15 protein-coding genes are annotated in these 18,214 nt (G+C 48.7%); 11 read left to right on the forward strand and 4 right to left on the reverse strand.

The window, feature by feature from the left end; all coding sequences use genetic code 11:
* The 4 genes from BUB59_RS04770 to BUB59_RS04785 all read left to right on the forward strand — a co-directional run bounded on the left by BUB59_RS04770 (position 1) and on the right by BUB59_RS04785 (position 6,012).
* Positions 1-699 (forward strand): response regulator transcription factor, encoded by a 699-nt coding sequence (locus BUB59_RS04770; protein WP_073226307.1) that lies wholly within the window; start codon positions 1-3, stop codon positions 697-699.
* A 1-nt stretch (position 700) separates the two neighbouring features.
* Positions 701-3,220: a PQQ-binding-like beta-propeller repeat protein gene (locus BUB59_RS04775; protein WP_083540174.1), complete on the forward strand. Its 2,520-nt coding sequence runs from the start codon at positions 701-703 to the stop codon at positions 3,218-3,220.
* Positions 3,221-3,332: 112 nt separating this feature from the next.
* Positions 3,333-5,108: an ABC transporter substrate-binding protein gene (locus tag BUB59_RS04780; protein ID WP_234979939.1), complete on the forward strand. Its 1,776-nt coding sequence runs from the start codon at positions 3,333-3,335 to the stop codon at positions 5,106-5,108.
* Positions 5,109-5,211: 103 nt separating this feature from the next.
* Entirely contained in the window at positions 5,212-6,012 is an 801-nt protein-coding gene (locus tag BUB59_RS04785) for a CDP-alcohol phosphatidyltransferase family protein (protein WP_073226310.1), read from the forward strand.
* 70 nt (positions 6,013-6,082) lie between these two features.
* Here BUB59_RS04785 and mpaA read toward each other — a convergent pair whose 3' ends face one another.
* Genes mpaA through ruvC form a run of 3 tightly spaced genes read right to left on the reverse strand, consistent with a single transcriptional unit; the run spans position 6,083 to position 8,057 of the window.
* The gene (gene mpaA, locus BUB59_RS04790) at positions 6,083-6,772 is read right to left on the reverse strand and encodes a murein tripeptide amidase MpaA (protein WP_073226313.1); all 690 of its coding nucleotides are present in this window, start codon (positions 6,770-6,772) and stop codon (positions 6,083-6,085) included.
* Between the two features lie 2 nt (positions 6,773-6,774).
* Positions 6,775-7,452 (reverse strand): M15 family metallopeptidase, encoded by a 678-nt coding sequence (locus BUB59_RS04795; RefSeq protein ID WP_073226315.1) that lies wholly within the window; start codon positions 7,450-7,452, stop codon positions 6,775-6,777.
* The gene (gene ruvC / locus BUB59_RS04800; protein WP_073226318.1) at positions 7,449-8,057 is read right to left on the reverse strand and encodes a crossover junction endodeoxyribonuclease RuvC; all 609 of its coding nucleotides are present in this window, start codon (positions 8,055-8,057) and stop codon (positions 7,449-7,451) included. The genes BUB59_RS04795 and ruvC overlap by 4 nt, the downstream gene beginning before the upstream one ends.
* 54 nt (positions 8,058-8,111) lie before the next feature.
* Between ruvC and BUB59_RS04805 the strand changes: the two genes are divergently transcribed.
* The 7 genes from BUB59_RS04805 to BUB59_RS04835 are packed head-to-tail and all read left to right on the forward strand — an operon-like array spanning position 8,112 to position 16,555.
* Entirely contained in the window at positions 8,112-9,998 is a 1,887-nt protein-coding gene (locus BUB59_RS04805; RefSeq protein WP_073226321.1) for a CHC2 zinc finger domain-containing protein, read from the forward strand.
* Positions 9,998-11,185, forward strand: a complete 1,188-nt coding sequence (locus tag BUB59_RS04810; RefSeq protein ID WP_073226324.1) for a glycosyltransferase — start codon at positions 9,998-10,000, stop codon at positions 11,183-11,185. The genes BUB59_RS04805 and BUB59_RS04810 overlap by 1 nt, the downstream gene beginning before the upstream one ends.
* Positions 11,182-11,499: a Dabb family protein gene (locus BUB59_RS04815; RefSeq protein ID WP_073226327.1), complete on the forward strand. Its 318-nt coding sequence runs from the start codon at positions 11,182-11,184 to the stop codon at positions 11,497-11,499. Before BUB59_RS04810 ends, BUB59_RS04815 begins: the two co-directional genes overlap by 4 nt.
* A gap of 40 nt (positions 11,500-11,539) precedes the next feature.
* Positions 11,540-12,478 carry a glycosyltransferase gene (locus tag BUB59_RS04820; RefSeq protein WP_073226330.1) on the forward strand — a complete coding sequence of 313 codons (939 nt, stop codon included), beginning with the start codon at positions 11,540-11,542 and terminating at the stop codon, positions 12,476-12,478.
* Positions 12,479-12,516: 38 nt separating this feature from the next.
* The gene (locus BUB59_RS04825) at positions 12,517-13,011 is read left to right on the forward strand and encodes an SRPBCC family protein (RefSeq protein ID WP_143160228.1); all 495 of its coding nucleotides are present in this window, start codon (positions 12,517-12,519) and stop codon (positions 13,009-13,011) included.
* A 3-nt stretch (positions 13,012-13,014) separates the two neighbouring features.
* A complete protein-coding gene (locus BUB59_RS04830; RefSeq protein WP_073226335.1) occupies positions 13,015-14,892 on the forward strand; it encodes a UbiD family decarboxylase in 1,878 nt (625 codons plus the stop codon).
* 1 nt (position 14,893) lies between these two features.
* Complete coding sequence (locus BUB59_RS04835; protein WP_143160229.1) at positions 14,894-16,555, forward strand: hypothetical protein; 1,662 nt, start codon at positions 14,894-14,896, stop codon at positions 16,553-16,555.
* Between the two features lie 4 nt (positions 16,556-16,559).
* Here the strand turns inward: BUB59_RS04835 and BUB59_RS04840 are convergent, their stop codons facing one another.
* Entirely contained in the window at positions 16,560-18,155 is a 1,596-nt protein-coding gene (locus BUB59_RS04840) for a glycoside hydrolase family 57 protein (protein WP_073226340.1), read from the reverse strand.
* Positions 18,156-18,214: the final 59 nt, after the last annotated feature.

Genomic DNA, 18,214 nt, shown 5'->3' on the forward strand with positions numbered 1-18,214 from the left:
ATGCAGAACAAGATTCTAATTGTTGAAGATGAAGAAATTATCCGTTTGGGGTTGCAAGACAACTTCGAGTTGGAAAACTACATCGTGGAAACCGCTGCGGATGGTGACGAAGCCATCCAGAAGGTGGACGAATTCGAGCCTCACCTGATTCTTCTGGACTTGATGATTCCCAAGAAGAGCGGTTTCGAAGTATGCCGCTATATCAGGAATAAGCATCCGGAAACCCTCATCATCATGCTGACAGCAAAGACAGAAGAAGCCAGCAAGGTAGCCGGACTTGAAATCGGAGCAGATGACTACGTCACCAAGCCCTTCTCCATTCTGGAACTGTTAGCCCGCGTGAAAGCCTTCCTGAGAAGGCTTGACTTGCCCAAGACAAACGATGCCGACAATGGTCCTGGTGAAATTGACTTTTTGGACATTCACGTCGACTTCAAGAAGTATACCGCAACCAAGGGAGGCGTCTCTCTGGATTTGACAGCACGAGAATACCAGACTCTTAAGTACTTCTGGAATCATCGCGGCGAAGTAGTCATGCGAGAAGACATGCTCCGCGACATCTGGGGCTATTCCGACGACAGCATGCCCTCCACTCGCGTGGTGGACAATCATATTGTTGTACTCCGCAAGAAACTTTGTGATGAACAGTCCAAGATTATTCTTTCCGTTCGAGGAGCCGGTTACAAGTTCAATGTCTAGAATGATGAACATAGCAGCCTTACATACCAGCCAGTTCATGAAAGTTCTGGCTAGCGTTCTGCTATGTCTTGGAAGTGTTTTTGCAGGCAAGATGGATGCCTCCATCCAGGAAGCCCTCTACCTTTTTGAAATGAAGGGAGACTACGCCAACGCAACCAGCCTCCTTGAAAGAATTTCAAAGGAAGGCGATCAAAGCGACAAGGAACAAGCTTTCTTCTATCTCGGTAAAATCCAGGAACTTTCCAATAACCGGCAATCGGCAAACTTCTACTACAACCAGAGTCTTGTCAACACCCACAAGACCAATATGGCTTACTGGCTTGCGGAACGAGAAGCGATTACCAGCAACCAGTCCGAAAGACTTCTCCAAAAGCCCCTAATGCTCCCCAGCCCTATTAGGAAGGTTTTCGGACAGTCCCCCACATACCTTCAGCTCAAGAATGGATCTATCAAAAGAATCGGAGCAGAAGGCCTTGAAAACATTTCTACCGATATCAAGGCAAATGCCGAGATATACCAGATTACATCCCAAGGAATTTGGCACAGAGCCGATGCGGAAGACAGTCTCCGCTTTACCTCTTTCCACTCGGGAAAACAGAGCCGAAACTACGACATTTTTGACATTACAGGATTTTTTGAACAAGACAATCGCGTTATCGTACAAGGTTCACAAAGCCTTTCTCTCATTAACCAAAATGGAGCCAAAATTACTATTCCAGAAAAGTATAATAGCTGTTCCATTGAAGGTTACCACGGACCTACAAAAAGCTACGCACTTAACTGTCCCGACAATTCGCTTCATCTCATTTCTGCGGAAGCCGGAGTAGAGACCAAGACAATTTCTCAGTTTGATGCCATCTCCAAAGTTCTGGTAGAGAAGAAACTGATCTATCTTGTTTCGGGAAACAACTTCTATTGTTACGCCCCAAAGGGATCTAATACACCCCTCTGGAAGATTTCCGTAGGTACTGTAGAAGACATTATTACTTTCGAAAATAGCATAGCTATTTTGGAATCATCCGGTAGATTGAGTTTACTAGACAAGCGAAACGGATTCGTGAAGGCATCCGTCCTTACAGAAACTGCAATCATGAGCCCGCTTGCACAAGGAACCCTCGGTCTCTTCTCATCGGAAGGAACCATCGTTGCTGTGGATACCTTACTCCGTCCCATCTGGTTCTACAATTTTTTGAAATCCGTTGAAACAAAGCCCATCCATACGGAGGACGCCATCTACCTGAACTTTGGGGACACTAGGCTTCAATCCATCTCACCCCGCTATTATGGCAAGAAAGCTCTTCTTTCTACCCAAATCGCGAAGAAAGCCTCCCTGCTTATGGAAAACGAGCAGTGGGATTCCCTAGAAGTAACCTTGGACACCCTTTTCAAAGTGGAACCCGGTAATGCTGAAGGCTGGTTTCTGCGAGCCGTATATCTTGAGCACAAGGACGCTAGCGAAAAATCCATACAGCAGGCCTGGGCGGAAGCAGTCCGACTCTCCACCAGCAACCCAAGAACAGCACACGTCATTCTGGAACGATACAGCAAGGCTATTGGGGCTAAATTCGTAAGTCAGCTCCCGATTTCACCAAAGACAGTATATCCCCAATTCTTTGGCGGAAAGAAAAACCTCTATACGATCGATCCTGCTGCGGGACAAATATTCAATATCAATCCCGAAAACGGAGAGATTCGCTGGGCTAAAAACATCGGAAAGCTTGATTTCAATCCTGTAATTGGTCATGACGAAAACACCATCGCCATTGCCACCAAGTACAACATGTCCCTTTTCGAGCTGAACAAGACTTCTACCGCAACAAACATCCAGCTTCCTGGCAAGGCTTTTGATATTAAAGTCTTTGACGACGCCATCTATGTATCCACCTGGAACGGATTCCTCCTCAAGGTCAATCGATCCGAGAATAAACAAGCCTGGTCGCGCAAGGTGTTTTCAGGGACCTTCCTGATGACCAAGGAGAATGGTAAAATTTACTTGTGCAGCCAAGAAGGAAATCTCCAGATGGTGGACGAAATTTCAGGGCTTACCGATGAAGGATTCTCCAAGAAAATCACGGGAAACATTACCCATATGGATCAAGGAGATTCCACCCTTGTTTTCGCCACCAGCGCAAACAAGCTTCTCATCTATAACACCAAGCATCCCGAAGCAGCCCCTCTGCAGGTCTTGATGGACTCCCCAATATCATCCATGCAAATCGTCAACAACCATGGAGAAAAGAATATCCTAGTGAACCTGGCCAATCAGTCCATGTTACTTTATTCTGAATCAGGCGCTCCCATCTGGAAGTTCAATGGTAAGGGATCCGTATTTTCAAAACCCTTTGCCAAGGGAAATGAAATATGGCTCGATCAAGGATCCGAAATCATCTCCGTTGCTATGAAGGATGGGAAAATTACGAAACGCTACAGCACCCCTGGAGGCTCAGGAACCCCCTTCATTACGAACAACACCTTGTTCAGCGCCTCTCCAAAACGAATCCTCTACGGCTTTCCTCTCTAGAAGTCAAAAAAAGCACCGAAATTGGTGCTTTTTTCGAGTTGTAAAGAAAATTTGTATGGTTATTTTACAAGAAACTCACTAAATTTCCTCTAGGTACCCCAACTGGGATAGGATGATGAGCAAATTAACTGAATATCTGAATTTTCTTGCCAAATGTGTTGTCACTGCAAGTGTTGCAATGGCTTTTACTGCGTGTGAAGAAGAAAAGAAAGAAGTGGCAGAGGAAATCAATCCTGATTATCCTCGTCAGGAAACTCTTTACATTGGCGGCTTTGACTGGGCCCCACCCACCACATTTAATCCCCTGGACTACGACCCGAACTTTCCCATTGACGGAAACGTTCGCCTGATGTACGAATCCTTGCTGACTTACAACCAGCTTAATGGCGAATTGGAACCCATGCTGGCCGATAGCTATACCAGCAATGAAAATTCAATCACAGTTCATCTGGACCCCCGTGCAAAGTGGAACAACGGTACTCCTGTAACCGTCGAAGATGTTATTTACACATTCCACATAGACTCCCTATTGCCTACTCCCCGTCACGGCAACTGGTATTTCCTGAGTAAGATTACTGCAGACAAGCAGAATAACGTGACCTTCCACTTTAGCAAGAATAAGAATCCGCTCATCATTCTTAACGCTATTGCGGAAACCTCTATTTTGCCCAAGGCTGTATTCGAGCCCTTGATCCAGGGTGCCAAGTCCGGCAAGACTTATGACATGGCCAAGGTGATCGAATTCAAGAACGATTCTGTTCCTATGGTTTCAGGACCGTACAATATCAAGACTTATTCTCCGGACCAAATCGTTCTGGAACGTAACGACGATTATTGGGGCAACGTTCGTCACAACGGTCAGAAGCCCGCACCTCGATTCATCATTCATTCTCTGTACAACGGAAACAACCATTTCAACAGCGCTATGACGAAGGGCAACCTGGACATCTCGTCCGTCTTCTTGCCCCGCATTTGGGAAAAGTCTAGAGACAGTATCCGTGCCTGGAGCAGAAACGAGCCCTATCATCAGCCCGGCTCCATTACCACACTGTTCATCGAGCATCAGACCGCCCCCTTCAACGATGTAGCATTCCGCCGAGCATTGGCTCATTCCATCAACTTCGAGAAGATCAAGTCTCGTGCAATCTCCAATTACTCACCCGCCATGCAGCCTGGGTTCATCCTCCCCTTCGGGACGGAATCCAAGTACTTCGTCAAGGCAGATGCGGAGGCCTTCGGTTACAGCTATGATGTAGAAAAGGCAAAGGCAATCCTCTCCAAGGCAGGCTATAGTTGGGATGAAACCGGTAAACTTCTTGACAAGGACGGCAAGCTTCTCCGCACCATTACCATCGAATGCCCCCAGGGTTGGACTGACTGGGAAGACGCGATCAAGGTGGTGGTTGAATCCTTCCACGAAATCGGTGTGACTGCAGAAGAAAAATTTGTGGACTACAGCGCCTGGGATAAAGACCTCCGACAGGGAACCTTCGATCTAGCCATGAAAACCCAGACGGCAGAACTGTCCCCAGCCTCTCCCTGGAACCGATTTGATCAAATTATGTCTGGAGGAAACTGCAAGCCCATCGGTGAAGAGGCCTTCTCCAACCAGGGTCGCTACAAGAACGACGATGCAGATAAACTAATGGCCGTTATTCCAGCAATGACTAACGAAAAGGAATTGGCAGAAGCTTACCGCAAGCTGAACAAGATCTTTATGGAAACCATTCCTGTGTTGCCGGTCATGTACCGTCCTACCCAGTACTACCAGTTCTCCACCAAGCACTGGTCAAACTACCCCACCGAAGAAAATCCCTACGCACCTCCCCAGAACCTGGTGGTAGCGGCAGGCATCAAGGCCCTCTGGGAAATCAAACCAGCTAAGTAAGTAAAGCTAAATTTTCAGAAAAACGTCCCTTTGGGGCGTTTTTTTGTTCATTTAGCGTTAAATTATCTATTTTTACCCCGACATCTATTGATGGAGGTTTTCAATGGGAAAGTCCCGCTTTATTTTGCCCAATGCATTCACTAGCATGAATTTCTTGCTGGGTGTCTTCGCGATTTGCTGGGCAACAGGCGCTTTCAGTTCTTTCACCCAGGCAGACCCGATCCGCATGGGTTCCTACTTTATCGTTCTTTGCGTCCTGCTGGACAAGCTTGATGGCTTTGCCGCTCGACTGGTAAACGCCAGCTCCGAATTCGGCGCTCAGTTTGACAGCCTTGCCGACTTGATTGCATTCGGTCTTGCACCGGCATTTACCGTCTTCTTCTGCTACCGCGGTCTTGCACCCCAGTGGTTTGGCGAGAACGGTGTGCTGTTGATCGTCACCTTCTCTATTTACGTGCTCTGCGCCGCAATGCGCCTGGCTAAGTACAACGCTTGCGACTCAGACACTTATCATCATCACTTCTCTGGTCTTCCTTCTACCTTTGCAGGTGCAATCAACGCAATCCTGATTGTTTTCCTCAAGAGCCATGGTCTCTTCGAAAACACTGATAGCCCCCTGATTTTCCTCCCGCTGCTGGTGATGCTGGTTACCGGTCTCCTGATGGTCAGCCCTCTGTTCTTGCCCAAGCTCCAGCCCCGCAAGAGCCAGGCCCTGAACATTTTCCAGGCAGTGCTGATCGTGATCACTTACGTATCCGGCTTTATGTTCGTTTCTCCCAAGGTTCCGTTCATTACCGAATATCTCCTGCTCCTCATGGCTAGCTATCTGGGAATTGGCTTTACCATTGGTCTTGTAAACCGCAAGAAGATTATTGCGGAAGCTCTGGAAGAACAGAAGAAGTAAAACCAGGCATTACGCTAAATTTTAAATCCCGAGTAGTCACTCGGGATTTTTTTTCGTCGTCTCAGCGGGATTACGCTTGACGTAGGAAGTCGATGAAGGACGCTCCGTAGCGATCGAAGAGTGCTTCTAGAGACATTCTGGGCAGTTCCAGAGTGAGGCACTCGATCTTACGTTCCTTACACCAGGTGCCGAAGCTGCCCGGAGTGGGATAGCCTATATCGGGAATCCACGGGAGGTTGAAGGCCTCGCAAAGGCGCTCTACCAGCGGGGTGCGAGCAGGAGCGTCAACGCACCCGATGGGAGCGTGAATGGACAGGATGCTTTGAGGCTGGAGGGATTCTACCAGACGCAGCAGGGCTGCAACTTCGGGCTCGGAACCGGGGCGGCAACCTGCGGACAAAGCCGTATCTCGAGGAGCCTCCAGGACAGAGCGTGAAAGGACATTGCCCTCCTGCCAATTAGCGGTTGGGAAATTGCGGTTGAGGTCTACCCCATTGAAATTACCTCGAGTTCCAAGAGTCATGCCATCGGGATTGGCGCAGAGGATAAAGGCCACATCCTGAAACGGCTTATCAAAAGCACGTAAGCAACGGCTTAGCAGGAAGGTAGTCTCAGGTTCTTCCCCATGAATTCCAGCAAATACAAGCAGGCGACATTTCCCTATACAGGGAATATAACGTAATGCAGTTCCCTGCACCGATTCACCATACACTTCCAGTGGTAGGCGAAGGATTCCTCTTGTCTTTGTATCCAAATTCATAGCTAGATAAAGTAGGGATAAATAAAGTCTTTTGCCAGCTGATCTAAGTTATCCAGCAGGGCCGATTTGCAGGCGATATCCGTCTGTTCGTAGATTTTGCGGAGACCCTCTATGGAGAAGTTCTCCAGATATTTTCTAGACGTAGGCAAATGAGCGATATGCCATTTTTCCGGCTGGATTTTTCCGCGACCGGGAACAAACACCCGACTAAATCCAAAAGCCTTATCGGCATCCATCAGTTCTGTTAATCTCTGATGGAAGGGAGCAAACATGCCATCACATTCTGCGGGAGTCAGCTGGACTTCGTATCCTGCGGGGCAGGCGTTTCCATCCACCACATCCAAGTCCGTTCCCAGATGGTGGCGGCTAGCCCCAGGGAGCGCTGACCACGTCAAGATGGCATACATCAGCTGTTCTTCATCCTCTGGACGTTCCATAGGAATACCGGCAGCGTCCAGAAGTTTCAACTGGCCAGAAGCCTTTCGGTTCCAGATACTCAGCTGCTTTTCAAAATTGCGATAGGCAGACTCCAGCCTGAGAGAGAAACCGTCTTTTGCAAGAGATTCCTTTAGCTTGATATAGGCGGGAACCACCGCACGATCCACAACATATCCGTCAATACAGACAAATTCATCTGAATCAACAGAACGTAAACCAAAGCAGATTTCTGCATTCATCATTGGATGGTACCTCCCATCTTTTCAATCAAGTCCATCCACTGCTTTGTAGTGGCTTTTTTCTTTCGAGTGGTCAAGGAAACGGTCTTCTTCACGCCGTTCTTTTTAATACTAGCAGATACCGATAACGCCACCGAAAGAGGAGATGGATTGGCGTGAGTCCAGGCAATGGCAAGAGCATCGGAAGCATCCAAGGGCAAATCCCCCTGAGCAATTCCAAGTCTTGCAAAAATCATATTTGCCACCTGTTCCTTGGCGGCAGCACCATTACCCGTAACAGCCTGTTTTACCACCTTCGGAGGATACTCATTAAAAGTCATTCCCCGCTTACGGCAAGCCACCAGCACAGCACCACGAATATGTCCAAGAACAAGGGCGCTCTTGGCATTCTTGGCAAAGAACACCCCTTCCATACTTAACGCACTGGGATGATAGCGGTCCAGCAGTTTTTCCAGTTCCGTAATAATGTGGAGGAGACGGTCCTCGAGAATATGGTCTGCAGGGGCATGGATTACCCCATATTCAAGAACTTTCAAGTCATTTCCGTTCTTGTCTAAAAATGCATAGCCCGTAGTGATAGAACCGGGGTCAATTCCGAGGATGATCATACTTTGAAAATTAAAAAAAATCTAGATTTCAAAAGAGAAAAAACGAGGCTTATTATGCTTATCGATCAAGAACACGCTGGCATTATCATGCGGGCAAAAACCCACCCGCGTCAATTGGGAGTACCTCTTTCACGTTGGGGAAGAAACCTCATTGCTTGTTGTCCTTTCCACTCTCCCGAGGAAACGTCCCTATTCTTCTATGACGCCCTGGGATACTGGCGTTACCGTTGCTTGCAGTGCGGTAGCGAAGGCGACCTGGTTGAATTTGTAATGCGCAGCCGTTTCAACGGATTGGATGAAGCCGCCGCTCGTGTGGAGGCCCTGGATTTTTTGGGCACCCAGGACACAGAAAAGGACAACCTACCCGATGAACATCCCTGGATTAAGGAATTGGGTGGAGAAAAGACGAAGGTCCTAGAAAACTTCGTACGCTACTGCCACTGGGCTGCTTGCAAGAGCCCGTCCTCTGCAGAGTTCCTTGCCTCCCGTGGTTGGAGCATCGGCCAGGCACAGCTTTATGGTATCGGCTACTACAGCGGCGATCCGGAACCCTTTGTCAGCTACTGCATGATGTCCGGTATCGAACGCCACCAGATTAGTTTCTACCTAGACAATCTGGAAGCCTATCACGAACCGAGAATCACCATTCCCGCTCGTAATTCCAAGGGATTGATCCATTCCGTCTATGGACGTCTCATCGACGAAGCGGATGGTCCTAACACTTACATCTCCTACGCATCCGGTCCTGCAGATATTCCTTTCAATATGCAGCTTGAAAATACCAAGCCTCTCATTGTGGAAGGATTCTTCGACGCACTGACAGCAGACCTTTCCGGTATTCCCGGCGTAGTTTCCACGTTGTATCAGGAACTGACCTTAAGCCACCTTCTGAAGCTGAAGGCTTGCGGTGCAGAATCCGTCACGGTGGTTCTCCGTAGAGAACAGGATCGCCGCGAACAGGAATTTCGCATTCAGCGTTACTTGAAAATGGCCCAGGAACTGAACTTGAAGTTCAAGTCCATCGTGCTTCCTAAGGGCGAAACCGTGGACCAGGTGGTTCGCAAGAACGGCGCTGACCAGTTGATTTCCCTGGTAGAACAGACTGAAGTGGATACGGTCCATACCCACCGCCGTTCCATGCTTCTCCAGGATATTAAGGAAAACTTTGACACCGCCATGGGTTGTCCTCCGGATGTGAGCGTCGGCTATTCCCTGAGCACCTTCCCCAAGCTTACTCAGGAAATCGACGGCATCCAGTCCGGTTGCTTCTACGTGTCTTCCAAGCCCTTTGGTTTAAAGACCACCCTGCTTTCTAGCATGGCCCTGGATTTGATTCAGAGCAATCCCAAGCTGAAGTTGATTTACGTTGCACTGGAAACTCCCCGCCGCCAGATTTTTGATAGACTGGTGGCCATGATGATTGGGGAATCCGTACTCACCGTCCGTAAGCAAAGCGATGACGAAGGCGTGAACCAGAAGATTCTGGAAGCCACCCGCGAACTCATGGGCTATGTACGTACCAACCGTCTGGAAATTTGGGAAGACTCCCCCCTGTTCGACAACACCGAAATACTGAGCACACTGAAGGACGAAGTCAAGGAACATCCTAACCTGGTTGTCATGATTGACGGAATCGATCACCTGAAGGTGACGGACCATCCGGAATTAAGCGACATTTGCGAACGCCGCGCTGCGGTGATTCTGGATTTGTATAAGGCTCTGGATATTCCCTTCTTCCTGGGCGGCGAACTGATTGATTCCGAACAAGGTTTGATCGGTCCTCGCGCTTACCTCCGCGATTCTGACGCTATTTACTGGTTGGAATCTAAGGGTGGCAATTTGTTCTTGAATGTGGACTCCAAGCGTCTGGGCAGCAACAAACTGTATCAGGGTAACCTGACGATTGACCCGCTATCTAACAAGATGCAGGAAGATCGTTAATGCTAACCATCGTTGACTTTAACAACTTCTGGAGTCCTTCGGGAGGCGGCGTCCGTCGCTACCATCTCCAGAAGATGGACTTCTACAAAAGTCAGAAAGACGTACTATCCGTCTTCGTGATGGCCGATTCAAAGACCTACACGGAGAAGGTAAGCGATAGCCTGATTATCGAGCATGTGGAAGCATTCCGCTTTCCAGGCAATTGGGAATACCGCTTCATCTGGAAGCAGTCCCAAATTCGTCCAGTGCTTAAGAAGTACAAGCCCGATGTAATTGAAGTAGGCTCCCCCTACATTCTTCCCACGGTCGTGCGTATAGCTGCAAAGAAGATTGTCCCCCATGCAGCGATCCTCAGTTTCTGGCATGCAGACTTCCCCATCACTTACGTGGAACGTCCTGTAGCAAACAAGCTAGGCAAGGCGATTGGTGCATTCTGCAGAAAGGCGGCCTTCTGGTACGCTAAGCAAGAGTTTAAGCGTTACGACGGGATTCAGGTTTCCTGTAAGGAAGTCATGAATCGTCTGGATAAAAATGGTCTTCCCAAGTCCCACTGGATTCCTCTGGGTTGCGACATCCAGATGTTCAATCCTACAAAGCGAGACGAAGAACTGGTCCAGAAACTGAAGGATGGAAATCCTGACCGTCTGACCATATTCTTCCCCCACCGTTTCTGTGAGGAAAAAGGCATCGAGCTTTTGCTGGGGGCCTACCCCATCCTTGCGAAGAAATTGAACTGCGAGCCGGCTCTTGTTCTTGCGGGAACAGGACCTTGCCTCCCTCAGGTAAAAGCGGCTGTGGAAAAGAATTCCCATATGCAGTACGCAGGCTTTATTAAGTCCGCTGATGAAATGGCCCGTTATTATTCTAGCGTTGATCTGGGACTTGCCCTATCTGGATGGGAAACCTTTGGACTTTCCATTCTGGAAAGCATGGCCTGCGGAAACGCCCAGGTGGGTGCCGCTACAGGCGCCGCCGCTGAACACGTAACAGAATCAGGTGCAGGCACCCTTCTTAAAAAGCGCACCGCACAGAGTTTGGCAGACGCCATTATCGAACTTTACCACTCCGACTTGAAGCAAAAAAAATTGAACGCTCGTACTTACGCAGAAAAGTTCAGCTGGAACGATTGTTTCAAACGTCAGTTAGATCTTTACATACAAATTTCAAACAACAAGAGGAAAAAATGATTCGTCATATCGTATATTGGAAGTTGAAGGCAGAAGCAGAAGGCAATACCGCTAAGGTCAATGGTCAGAAGATGGTAGACGCATTCCACGCTCTGGAAGGCAAGATTCCCGGTCTCGTAAGCATTGAATCCGGTCTGAACTTCAACAAGACTGAACTGGGTAACGGCGACATCGAATTTGACATTGCTCTGGACACCACCTTCCGTACCAAGGAAGCTCTGGACGTTTACCAGAATCATCCGGAACACCAGGCAATCGTCTCCTTCGTAAAGAAGGTTGTGACCGAACGTCGCGCTGTGGATTTTGAATTCTAAGATTCACTTTTCCATAACCACTTTCAACCGCTAGATTTCCATGATCCCTAATCGCCTTATTTTCATCTGGCTGGGCCCCAAGTTTCCTTGGAGCGGAGGCCTTGCAATTCGTTCCGCATACAATGTCCAGAAACCGCAATCCATCTGGCTTGTTCACGAAGGTCTAAAGCAGGAAGGTGACGGTTGGGATCTGATCAAGGACATTCCCGGTCTGGAAGTAATCCCCGTGAACGATGGACATTTCGAAGGTTTAGGTGATGACGGCTTGTGCGGTAAGCTGTTCCATACCCTAACCGCCCCCGCAAGCCGCGCAAACCTTTTGCGTCTCGCCCTGTTGTTTAAATATGGCGGAGTCTATCTGGACACGGACATCATCATGACAAAGCCCTTCGGGGAAATGATGGAGCTAAGAGGCTTCGTTGGGACAGAGCCTGTTGCGCTTCCCGCAAGCCTTTTCAAGAGCATCAATCCCTTCCGTTGGGCGTTCTGCGGCATGCAGTTCGCCTTCCGCGAACTTTGCGCCAGAATGCCTGGTGGATATGGTCTCTTCCGTTCTTTCGAAGGCTTATTTACCGCAGCAGTAAACAACGCCGTTATTGGAGCAGAACCAGGCAACGAAACCATCGTGAAGGCCTTTGAATACATAAAGACCATGCCCGAGGAAGAACGCCTAAAACGTTTCCGTCTGGGCACCCGCCTCTTGCAGAATGTAACAGGCAACAAGAGCAGCGATTCTATGGAAGTTGTTCCCGCCCCCTACTTCTACCCCCTGGGTCCCGAAGTCAGCGCACATTGGTTCAAGAACAACACCCATAAGAAGGTTCAAAAGCTGGTATTACCCGAAACCCGAGTTGTTCATTGGTACAATTCCGTGGAAGGTCGTTTCTTAAAGACAAAGTTGTCCAAGGAATGGGTAGACAGCCACCCCAATACTGCATTCTCTGAACTTGCACGTATTGCTTTAGAACAAGCAAATTAATCGAACCACTGTTCAAATTTTTACTATATTTCAAGCGTATGGTTCAATTTAGTCAAACTTCATGGCAGGAATACTCTCTGGCAAATGTGCTGGAGACTCTTCGCTTTGCCCCCATGAGCTTGGCCGTAAGCAAGAATCCCATTATCCACTACACTCTTCCCAAGTCCCTGGACCAGGGTGAAATCGTGAAGTATACCGTGGTGGCTGGATTCAAGAAAATTTCCTGGACTGGTATCATTGCCGCATCCTCCGAGAACAAGGTCACTGTCCGTCTGGATAAGGGTCCTTTCCGCGGATTCAATGCAACCCACCTGTTCTCTTCCGAAGGCAATCTGACTAGCTGCAGTGATTCGTTCTCTTTCCAGGGCATCACCGGCATCGACGAAGACTCCTTCAGAAGCCTGATGGAACAGGCCGGCGTCGTTTACGCCATCGAAAGCAGAAAGGACGCTCGAAGCATCATTCTGGCTGTAGAATCCAAGAAGCAGACTCAGAGTTTCGAAGCATTGGACAACGCCGCTACCGCCGGTTAAATCATGTACAAAACCCTTGAACAGGCACTGCTGGACTTAGAAAAAGCAGGTATGCTGAAGCGTGTCCACCAGGAGGTGGACCCCAATCTGGAGATGGCAGAAATTGCCCGCCAGGTTTTTGAGGCAAATGGCCCTGCACTGCTGTTCGAAAAAATCAAGGGAAGTCCTTTCCGTGGGGCCTGCAACATTTTCGGCAGTGAAGAACGTCTCCAGTTTCTGTTCCGCAAGAGTATGAAAGGAACTCAGACTGCAGTTCTTTTCAAGTCCAACCCGGTAGAGTTTTTCAAGCATCCCAATCCTTTCAAGCTGCTGACCGCAGCCAAGGCGGGCATTTGCGCGCTCCCCCGCAGGAGCGGATCTATCAAGGATTTCCAGGAATGCAGCCTGAAGGATTTGCCCCAGTTGAAAAGCTGGCCTATGGATGGCGGCGCCTTTGTGACGCTTCCCCAGGTGGCAACACGGCCCGGCGAAAAGTCAAGCATCATGACCACCAACGTGGGCATGTACCGCATACAGATGTCTGGAAACGATTACCAGCAGGGAAAGGAATGCGGTCTCCATTACCAGATCAAGCGAGACATCGCAAGGCATCACCGCAAGGCCATCGAAGAAGGCCGTCCCCTGAAGGTGAGTGTCTTTATTGGCGGTCCTCCCTCCCATACAGTTGCAGCCGTAATGCCCATGCCCGAGAACCTCTCCGAGCTGGTATTTGCGGGAATGTTGGGCGGTCGCCGATTCAATTACTTTATCCATAATGGATATCTAGTCTCCAGCGATGCGGACTTCTGCATTCTAGGAGAAGTGGGCCCCAGTTTAAAACCGGAAGGTCCCTTCGGCGATCACATCGGTTATTATTCCGACAAGCACAACTTCCCCTACATGAGAATCGAGAAGGTTCTTTGCAAGAAGAACGCCATCTATCCTTTTACAGTTGTAGGAAGGCCCCCTCAGGAAGACACCCTCTTTGGAAGTTTTATCCATCAGGTCACAAAGCCTATGGTTCCTGCTTCCATTCCGGGATTGCACGCGGTTCACGCTGTAGATCCTGCGGGAGTTCATCCCCTCTGTCTTGCTCTTGCCAGTGAACGTTTCCTGCCCTACGCCAAGCCCGAAGATCGAGAACCAATGGAAATTCTCAAGACGGCAAACGCCCTGTTGGGATTTAATCAGGCGAGTCTCAGCAAGTACCTGATCATCGCGGCGAAGGAAGACGAAATGGAATCCGGCAGAAAAATTGACGTTAACGACGTGCCGGGATTTTTCGCTCACGTTCTGGAGCGCATGGACTTCAAGCGAGATTTACATTTCCAGACAGCCACCACCATCGATACGCTGGACTATTCCGGTAGCAGCCTAAATCATGGTTCCAAGCTGGTGATGGCCGCAGCGGGCATCAAACGTCGCGATCTCCGCTGCGACATGACGGATCTGCAATCCCTCACGCTGCCGGAGGAATTTACCGCAGGTGGAGATCTTCGCGCTTACATCCCTATGGCAGGCGTCCTTGTGATTGAAGGCCCCGCATTCAACGCAGAAAAACGCAAAGACCTTATGGAAAAACTTGCAGGCGCCATCGCCCAATGGAAATACCGGGACAACTATCCTCTGGTATCTCTCATTGATAGCAGGCCTGTTCTGGATGAATCCCTCAAGGGCGACAACTTGAATGATTTTCTCTGGCTAACCTTCACACGTTCCGATCCTGCCCAGGACATTTTTGGATGGAATGAACATGTGGAGAATAAGCACTGGAGCGCAGAAGCACCCATCATTATCGATGCACGTATAAAGCCGCACCACCAAAAGGCATTGACCATTCCCGAAGAAATCAAGACTCGCGCACGAGCTATTCTGAAGGAAGAGGGTATTTTAGGAGGATAAAATGTCTTTTAAAAAAAGGATGTCCCTGCTTGCTGTTGTGCTGGCAGCGCTATTTCTGACAGAACCAATTTCTGCACGAACCTGCGGAACCAACATCATCGGGCGACATCAGCAGGATTTACGAACTAAGCAAGCCAACCATCAGAAGCCAGCCGCAAGACGAAAAGCTTATTCCGGATGTGAAGCCTCCGCTTATTACGATACAGTTCTTACCCAGAAGACAGAACACTTCCAGATTTTCTACACACTGAACGGGCCTCACCAGACTACGCCTGCATATGTGGATACCGTCGCAAAGATTGCGGAATACGCGTACCAGTTTTATACAGCCCAAATGGGGATGTTGCCTCCCTTGGGAGATGAAGTATCCTTCCATTACCAACAGAACGTAGGGAAAGGGCTATACCCCATTGAAATCATTGACGTGGACCTCATGCGAGCAACGGACTTCTACTTGAACGGATCCTGCTTTGGTTGCTACGGCGTTACTATTTCTGAAGACTATTCCGACGGAACCACCACTCTCGTTGTAGAAAATGACTTTCGCTATGTACCGGAATATAAAAGCGAAAAAGACACAATAAAAGTCGACGGCAAGGATTGCATTTATGACATCGCCAGTCTAGAGTTCGCCAACGAAGCCCATAAGTATTCCTATGTAGACCAGTGGCAAAACGGCATCCGAGTGACTCTCGTCCACGAGCTCTATCATGCGGTACAGTTGCGCTATATCGATTTCAATGAATATTGGGATTTCTGGTTCGAAGCATCGGCTTCAGGCGTGGAGGAAGTTGCAGCCCCGGATATCGACGACTACTTTGCCTATCTTCCCACCATGTCCAAGTTAGAGAATACTCCTCTAGACGAAATGATCGAAGATTATGGAGCAGGAATCCTTTTCCTTTATCTCTATAATCATGTATCCCCCACTACAGACAAATTTATTTGGGAAGGAAAATCAAAAACACCAGACTATTCGTTCTGGCGGATTCTAAACAACTATGCCCAAAAGAATAAACTTTCCGCAGATAGTCTATTCCAGGATTTTTCTGTAAAGCTGTCCTTTGCAGGAAAACGCACGAACCTTCTGGATACAGCACAGTGGATTTCCTCCGACGAAAATCGCTGGCCAGAATTCAAGCACATCCATCACGATAATGCACTGGACGAATTTTCCCCTAGCATGAAGGAACATGCTTATCAGTTCCATAATGGGGGCAAGCCCGTCGTTACTGACTACCATGGCAAAGCAACCGCAATCGCCTATATGTCGGGTGAATCCCAGATTAAGTCCATCAAGACCACCAAAATGGCAGATTCCCTGTACACCGTCTGGAACAACAATCCCTCCATAGATTCTATCATCTGGGTATTTAGCAGGTACAACGACAGCACCGCAATCCCCGTCGAAATAGATGAAAGGCCCACACGAGCATACCCCTCCCCCTGGAGAGAAGGAAACCTTTGTTTTGCCTCTCTCCCTCAGAGCAAGAAATTCATCGAAATTAGAACGCGCCGTGGAGACCTGATCGTTAGGGAACCCTACAATTCCCAAACCCATTGTATCGACGAAAACCGCGTCAAAAAATTAATGGTCCCCGGAGTCTACCGTTTTAGAGCAGGTAGCAGCGGAAAGACCAAAGATTTTATCGTGATTTATTAGAATCTTAAAGCCAACTGAAAATGCTGTTGGCTTTTTCCAAAGACGGCAAAATGGAATTTGCCGCAGGCTTGTCCGAATTTTTTAGAAAGGACTTGCAGGCCTCTGCAAACAGGGCGTGGCCATTGGAATAATGGTCATCCAGGCGACGCTTGGCATAACCTTCTGCAGAATGATTGTGGATCATGAAAGCCCAGTCAGAAGACTGGAACAGCATCAGTTCACGTTCCATCTGCTTAATATAGCGATCCATCAGCTTGGAAGACTTCTGGGTAGGCAGCATACGATCCTTCACCGATTTCAGGTGCTGGATCATGGCTCTCAGGCGATAAGACTGAGGATAGTACTGGTCTGTCTCGCCGTTAATCCAGACAGAACCAAAGCCACCTTCGCCCCAGCTGGAGAACGCAGGTTCATGAGCTTCAGGATCTGCAGAAGAAGTCATGATTTCATCTGCACCCGCAAATTCAATCACGGAGGAGGATGCAGCACGTTCCAAGAGGGATTCCAGGAACAGGGGCCCTTCAAACCACCAGTGGCCAAAAAGTTCTGCATCGTAAGGGCAAAGCAGGCAAGCCTTGTTCCCTTCCATATTCACCAGCAATTCAGAAACGGTCGCTTCACGATTGACCACAAAGAGATGGGCATGATCGTTCGCCAGACGCATGGCGTTCCAAGGACGGTAAAGTTCCTTGTTTTCACTACCCGTAATGCGGTAATACTTAAAGCCGGAATCAATGGGAGTATCTCCAGAGAAGAAGTACTCGCCTAGATAATCCCTGGGACGTTCCTGGGAAATATCCTTAAAGAATTCACGATATTCAGGATGGCCCGGATAACCCGTGCGGCGGCTCCACACTTCCATGGAACTTTTCTGTTCACGACCCATGCAGAACAAGCCCTGCTTGGTACGCATAGGTGTAAAGACGCCGTATTTAGGAGTGGGATTTGCAAGCAATACGCCATGGGTTTCCAGGAAGAAGTACTGCAACCCAAATTCAGCCAAGTACTTATCAAGACCGGTGAAGTAACCACATTCCGGCAACCACACACCCTTGGGCTTACGTCCAAAGGCTCGTTCAAAACAACGAACCGTCACATCCAACTGCATTCGGATGGAATCGGGATCGCTCTGGTAAGCGGGCAAGAAAGGATGAGTTCCCACGCAAGTGAGAAGATTCAACTTCCCCGCTTTTTCAAGAGCAAGGAATTCGCCAAGAAGATCATGATTGATTCGGTTTTCCCAAGTATCAATCAAAGTCTTCTGACGGTCCAAATAAAATTTGGAAAGGGATTCCTGAGGTTTTCCCTCGTTTTGACGCACTTCCTTTTCAATCAGCTTCATCTGTTGCTTCAAGTGTTCCGTGAACTTATCCTGAAGGCGAGTATCAGAAAGCATTTCAATCAAGGGAGCAGAAACACTCAGGTTGTAGACACCCGGTACACCCTTTTCCAACAAGCGACGCATGGCCTGCACCAAAGGCAGGTATGTTTCAGCAATAGCCTCGAACAGCCAGTTTTCTTCAAAGAAACGGGCGTGCTCAGGATGATGCACAAACGGCAAATGAGCGTGTAGTAAGAAAAGGACTTTACCAGGAGCCATATAGCAATTAATAATTATGAATTATGAGTTAACAATAAAAAGTGTGTATTGACGCTGTC

This window comes from Fibrobacter sp. UWEL (assembly GCF_900142535.1).
Lineage (GTDB): Bacteria > Fibrobacterota > Fibrobacteria > Fibrobacterales > Fibrobacteraceae > Fibrobacter.